This is a genomic window from Geomonas sp. (assembly GCF_056994735.1).
The window spans coordinates 1-4,869 of record NZ_JBXKJL010000247.1; the positions used below are offsets into that span (position 1 = coordinate 1).

Consider the following 4,869-nt stretch of genomic DNA (forward strand, 5'->3'; position numbering starts at 1 on the left):
GGTGCGCTTCCAGCTTCGTTTTTCCGAAGCGCTTCGGGGCGGTGGAGGAGTACGCCCACCTGGTGCTGCATGTGGCGGAGAACGCCATGCTGAACGGCGAAACGATCCGGCTGGACGGCGGGATGAGACCGCCGCCGTCTTTCGTCTCCTCCTCGTCCTTCGGGAGCGCAACTACCTAAAGCTGCGGCGTAGCTGAGGCGCCATGGGGACACCTCTCGTAGGAGCGCCCTTCCGGGCGCGAACCGCTCGTCCCACTGCGGGTGCCCGTCCTACGACGATGTGCAAGAACCGGGACGGCTGGGGCGGTAATCGGGCAGCAGGTGTCCCGTTGAAAAGCTGGTGAGTCAAATAAGGAGGTTTTAGTGACCGCGAAACGTTTTCTTGTAACCGGCGCAAGCCGTGGTATCGGACGTGCCATCTGTCGACGCCTGGCCACGCCCGGGGCTATCATCACCGCCTGCGGGTCGTCGCACTCCTCCGAGCTTGAAGAAGTCGTCGAGGAACTCCGCGGGCTGGGAGTGACGGCCCACGCCTTGCTGGGTGACCTTTCTGATCCTTCGGTTCCCGCGCGGCTGGTGAACGAGGCGGCCCAAGCCATGGGAGGGATCGACGCCGTGGTGAGCAACGCCGGCATGACCCGACCCGCGCTTCTGGAGCATCTTCCTGTCCAGGACTGGGACCTGATCTTTTCGGTCAACGTCCGGGCCCCGTGGCTTCTGGCCGCTGCCGCCTATCCGTGGCTGAGGGAAAGCGCCGGTGCCTTCGTTTCCGTCGCCTCCATGTCGGGCCTGCAGCCGTATTCGGGCATGGGGGCCTACAGCCCGAGCAAGGCCGCGCTGCTCATGCTGGTGCGCCAACTGGCGCAGGAGTGGGCCAGGGACGGCATCAGGGTGAATGCCGTCTCTCCCGGGCTGGTACGCACCCCCCTGACCCAGGCGGTGTACGACTCGCCGGAGGCGAAGCAGGCGCGTGAAGCGCTGATCCCGGTGCAGCGGGTGGCGGAGGCCGATGCCGACATGGCCGGTATCGTGGCCTTCCTGGTCAGCAGGGAGGCCCGCTACATCACGGGCCAGAACATCCTCGCCGATGGAGGCCTGCTCGACTCCATCCAGACCCATATCGTTGGACGTCCCCGCACGACCGGCGGAGAGAGCCATGATCGAGCTTAGGCCGAGCCCCGGCGCCCTGGAGCGCTACTACCGTGAAGGATCCTGGCGTCGCGAAACCATCGGCGAACTGATCGCCCGCCAGGTTTTTCTGCGCGGCGGGAAGACCGCGATCAAGGACAGCACCGGCAAGTCCCTAAGCTACGCGGAGCTGGAGGATCAGGCCGGCCGCCTCGCCGCCTTTCTCGCGTCAAGGAAGGTCGGGCATGGCGAGGTGGTCACCATGCAGTTCCCGAACTGCCGTGAGATAGCGATCGTCATGTACGCCGCCTACAAAGTGGGTGCGGTGGTACATCCCGTTCCCATAACCTACGGACGGCACGATCTCGAGTACGGCCTCCGCAAATGCGGCTCCAAGGCGGTCATCGTCGCCGGTAGGTACCGGGAGGTCAATCCCGCGGAGATGGTGAACGCCATCAAGCGGGAGGGAGACCTGGATCCGCTGGTCATCGTGGCAGGGGAGGGGGCGGTCGAGGGGGGGATCGGGTGGGAGGAGGCGTTGTCGACTCATCCGCTTCAGGAAGTAGCATTCTCATCCAGCGACGACCCCGCCGTCGTGCTCTTCACCTCGGGAACCGAGTCCCGTCCCAAGGGGGTGGTCCATACCCACAACACCGTCCTCTTCGGTGAGCGCGTCCTGGCCGAGAGGCTCCGGCTTAGCTGCGACGATCTCTGCTTCATGGCCTCCCCTCTCAATCACACCACCGGATATACCCATGGCCTGGTCCTCAACCTGACCACGGGCGCCACCCTCACGCTCCTCGACCGCTTCACCGGCGCGAGCGCCGTGGAAATAATGGCGGCCGATCGGGCCACCTGGACCATGGGGGCCACCGTTTTCCTGAAGGATACGGTCTCGGTGCTGGAGGCCACGGGAAAGCGGCTGCCGTCCCTGAAATATTTTCTCTGCGGCGGCGCTCCACTCCCTGAGGGTGTCGTGCACCGCGCCCAAGGTTGCGGGATCCGCGTCCTCCCCATATATGGTTCAACCGAAAGCTCCCCCCATACCCTGGTTTCTCCGGATGCGCCCTTGGCCGCTTCATGGGAGACGGACGGCCAGAGCTTCCCGGGGATAGAAGTCAGGACCGTCGACGGAGACGGGGCTACTCCCGGACCCGGTGAACCGGGCGAGGAGTGCTCCCGCGGCCCGAACCTCTTCATTGGCTACCTGGGCGAGCCCGAGCTGACCGCCCGTACCATCGACGAGGAAGGATGGTACCACTCTGGCGATCTCGCCACACTGGACGGGAAGGGTGGAGTGAAGATCATCGGGCGCCTCAAGGACGTCATCATCCGCGGCGGCATGAACATCTCAGTGCGGGAGATGGAGGACCTGCTGGCGACCCACCCTTCGGTAGACGAGGCTGCGGTGGTCGGCGTCCCGGACGAAAGGCTGGGGGAAATCGTGGCCGCGGCGCTGGTCATGAAGGCCGGGACCGCCCCCCTTGGCGTCGATGGTCTGGCCGCTTTCCTGCTGGATCGCGGCACAAGCAAGTTCAAGCTCCCCCAACGGGTCGCCATCCTGGAAAAGCTCCCCAGAACGCCGAGCGGGAAGATCCAGAAGTACTTGATCAGGCGGACTTTCACAGAAATGCAGGTCGTTGGAGCATCGTGTTGAAGCGCAGAACGCTGCCATAGGATTCTCGAAACAGCAAGGGCAGGGGAGGGAGGTCCATGCAGCGGTTCCGATGGCGTCTCTTCCCGCGCAAGGAGGGTGTATGCAATTCAAGGACATACTGGTTCATATCGGCAGCAGTGACCATTGTGGGGCGGTTCTGGAAGGGGCGACCTGGCTGGCCCGGAAGCATAACGCCCATCTGACCGGGCTCCACGTGATCACCCATCGTCAGTACTGGTCGCACCTGGAGGGCGCCCGCCAGAAGGCGGAGCAGGCCGCGGCTCTCTTTAGGGAGAAGACCGCTGAGGCGGGGGTGTCGGCTGAATGGCTTTGCGTGGACTGGCCGGTTGTCGGGGAGCGCGTTTCCACCATCGTGAATTTCCATGCCTACAGCAAAGACCTGGTTATCGTTGGCCAGACCGATTCCTCCAAGCGCAAGCGGGAGATCGAGCCCGATCTGCCGGAGCGGATCATACTCGGATCGGGACGGCCGGTGCTGGTGGTACCTTACGCAGGGGCATTCGACACCGTTGGGGAGTTGGCCATGGTGGCCTGGAAGGCCGGACGCGAATCCTCGCGGACGGTGAACGATGCCATGCCATTGCTTTTGAATGCCCGGCAGGTGAGGGTGCTGGCGATGGGGGGAGCAGGTGCGGCGGAGAGTGCGGACCGCGTGGCTACCCACCTTGGGCGTCACGGCATCAAGGTAGAACGGGAGCTCTTCACCGTAGAGGAGGTCTCGGTGGGGGACGTCCTGCTCAACCAGTGCTGGGAGAGCGGCTGCGACCTCCTGGTCGTGGGGGGCTACACCCGCACCTCCCGGGGAGTGGTCATGGGTCCGGTTGCCCAGCACATTCTCAAGCACATGACGACCCCTGTGCTGATGTCGCACTGATGCTGAAAACAACTTTTAAAAAAGTGTTTGACATTTACGTGCATGGATGATAATTTTTAACACACTTGGTTGGTCGGCCAACCAAACGCTTCCTGTCCCCAGGGAGCGGTCGTGATTGCCTCTGGCGGCGGCTAATCGCCGGTATGCCGCGATCGATGCTGGGGCTTGGCAAGAGCAAGTACCTCATGAAGAAGGTAAACCGGGCGCGCGGAAGGAGATGGTATGTCGACGGTTGTGAACAGCAGCATAGATGATCAGGAACTGATCGTTGAGCGGCGTCGGCAGTTTGTAGCGGCTGCGAGGGATCTCTTTGGCCGCGGCTCCTACGACACGACGACGATGAAGGACATCTCCAAGCAGGCGGGCTTCAGCGCCGGGCTCATCTACTCCTATGTCGAGACCAAGGAGGACATGCTCTTCCTGGTGTTGCAGGACATCCTGCAGTCCTACCTGCAAGGGATTCCGAAGTCGGTCGAGAACGTCACCGATCCGATAGAGAGGTTCTGCGGGACTGTCAGGTCGTACTGCGAGGTGATCGACGTCAATTCCGACGCCACCTTGCTCGCCTATCGGGCCACCAAGTCCCTGCGTCCTGACCGCAAGAATGAAATCAAGAAGTTGGAGCTGGAAACCAACCTGCTCATTGCCGACTGCGTTACGGCCTGTATCGAGGCGGGGTATTTCAGGAAGGTAGACGCGGATCTGTTCGCGTATCAGGTGGTTATGCTGGCCCATGGCTGGGCTCTGAAACGTTGGGTGCTGGCCAAGAAGATGTCCCTGCAGGAGTACGCCAACGACACGATCGACCTCCTTCTGCATGGAGTAATGACCGAAGCGGGGTGGAAGCATCGGCAGGAGCGGGGCTGACTGGTAGGGAAGGAGGCGCATCATTTCGGGCGCCTTTCTTTTCCATTGATAAATGACTGACCAGTCAATCATTTAAAAAACGGCGCCGGGAGGCCGCGCGCGTTGAAGCTTGAGCTATTACGCTGGGACGGCCTTGCAGGCCCGACCAGGAAACCAACAACACTAGGGGGGCACAATGGATCTGGGATTGGCAGGGAAAACAGTAATCGTCACCGGCGGGGCATCGAACATCGGTCGCGCCATCAGCCTGAGCTTCGCCAAAGAGGGGGCCAATGTCGTGGTGGCCGATTATGACCACGTGCAGGCGGAGAAGACCAGCGAGG

General features: G+C 62.5%; 5 protein-coding genes. All 5 read left to right on the forward strand.

The annotated features are described in order from the left end of the window. The first annotated feature begins 362 nt into the window (after positions 1–362). Positions 363–1,169, forward strand: a complete 807-nt coding sequence (locus tag AC11W3_RS10930) for an SDR family NAD(P)-dependent oxidoreductase (protein WP_484089708.1) — start codon at positions 363–365, stop codon at positions 1,167–1,169. Further along, the gene (locus AC11W3_RS10935; protein WP_484089709.1) at positions 1,156–2,784 is read left to right on the forward strand and encodes an AMP-binding protein; all 1,629 of its coding nucleotides are present in this window, start codon (positions 1,156–1,158) and stop codon (positions 2,782–2,784) included. Before AC11W3_RS10930 ends, AC11W3_RS10935 begins: the two co-directional genes overlap by 14 nt. Before the next feature lie 100 nt (positions 2,785–2,884). Beyond that, complete coding sequence (locus AC11W3_RS10940; RefSeq protein ID WP_484093010.1) at positions 2,885–3,679, forward strand: universal stress protein; 795 nt, start codon at positions 2,885–2,887, stop codon at positions 3,677–3,679. A gap of 222 nt (positions 3,680–3,901) precedes the next feature. Then, entirely contained in the window at positions 3,902–4,546 is a 645-nt protein-coding gene (locus AC11W3_RS10945; RefSeq protein ID WP_484089711.1) for a TetR/AcrR family transcriptional regulator, read from the forward strand. A gap of 175 nt (positions 4,547–4,721) precedes the next feature. Further along, positions 4,722–4,869: SDR family NAD(P)-dependent oxidoreductase (locus AC11W3_RS10950; RefSeq protein ID WP_484088236.1), on the forward strand; the 148-nt coding region annotated here is incomplete at its 3' end.

Excerpts from the sequence above, each read along its gene's own strand:
- AC11W3_RS10935 (WP_484089709.1), top strand. The coding sequence starts at position 1,156 with ATGATCGAGCTTAGGCCGAGCCCCGGCGCCCTGGAGCGCTACTACCGT.
- AC11W3_RS10940 (WP_484093010.1), top strand. The coding sequence starts at position 2,885 with ATGCAATTCAAGGACATACTGGTTCATATCGGCAGCAGTGACCATTGT.
- AC11W3_RS10945 (WP_484089711.1), top strand. The coding sequence starts at position 3,902 with ATGTCGACGGTTGTGAACAGCAGCATAGATGATCAGGAACTGATCGTT.